The 1130-nt window shown below is 57.3% G+C and carries 1 pseudogene; it reads left to right on the forward strand.

The annotated features are described in order from the left end of the window. Nucleotides 1-404: 404 nt before the first annotated feature. Nucleotides 405-1052 (forward strand): annotated as a pseudogene (locus LXM94_RS25890) (DUF4158 domain-containing protein); the annotation flags it as partial. Nucleotides 1053-1130 lie beyond the last annotated feature (78 nt).

Here is a 1130-nt window from a genome sequence, read left to right on the forward strand (position 1 = left end):
CAGAAGAGAAATAGGTGGCCAGGTTTTTGCGCCGCCCGTGGTCGGACTATTCCGACGCTACCATGGCCCGTTTTTGCGCCGCCGCTCTCAGACGGATTGCCCTTGCTTCGCGTTCAACACATAATGATGCAATGCAACCATCCGGTGAATTTAAAGTCTCAATCCTGGGAGATCTGCGGGTCAACAACGCGAACGGGGAAGTTCCACTGCCCGCGTCGCGAAAGGGGTCAGAACAAGAGCAGTGCGAAATCGTACGCTAAGGTCGAACGGAACATGAACTATGTCGGATCTCGGATGCGGGGTCTCCGATCTCTGTGGATTGGCGCCGTGAAGCACCAGTTTCGGTTTCTTCGTCCGTCCGACTCGACAACGCTCCCGGCAGATTGGTCGTGGGGAGTCGGGCGATGGCAAAACGAAAGCTTCTCAAGGTTCATGATCGACAGAAGGTTTTCGATATACCAGCTGACGAGAATAGCCTGATCCGGCACTATTCGTTGTCCCCGGCGGATCGTCTGGAGATTGAGCTGCGAAGACGCGATCATAATCGGCTTGGTTTTGCCGTTCAGCTATGCCTGATGCGATACCCTGGCCGAGTGCTGGGAGCGGAAGAGGTCCCGCCCCGCGCCATGCTTCGATACGTTGCTGACCAAGTCGGCGCCGACCCAGAAGCATTTGCGCTTTATGCACGGCGTGAAGAAACCCGTCGTGATCACACGGCGCGCCTCATGGTGTATCTGGATACGAGAAGCGCGACGGCGCAAGATCGTCGAGCCGCGTTATTGGCTGCAATTCAGACGGCGGCGATGTCCGACGACGGTCCTGCAATAGCCAGTTCCATTGTCACCACATTGCGTGAACGTGGATCTCTTCTGCCGGCAATCGACACAATCGAACGCATCGGCCTTGCCGGCCGTGCTATAGCCCGCCGTCGGGCGGAGAGAACTCTGATCGAAGACATTCCGCTCGATACACTCCAATCATTGGACAGACTTTTGGAGGTTGATCAGACGATCGGCCAAACGCGCTTTCATTGGCTGCGCTCGGCGCCGGAAGGTAAGCGGCAAGCTGAGGCCGCTCAGGCTGCGTAATTCCACGGCATGAGTGCATCGAGATCGCTGCTGGGCCAGCTG

Origin of the sequence: Rhizobium alarense (genome assembly GCF_021555155.1) — a bacterium.
In the GTDB taxonomy this organism is placed as follows: Bacteria; Pseudomonadota; Alphaproteobacteria; order Rhizobiales; family Rhizobiaceae; genus Rhizobium_D; species Rhizobium_D alarense.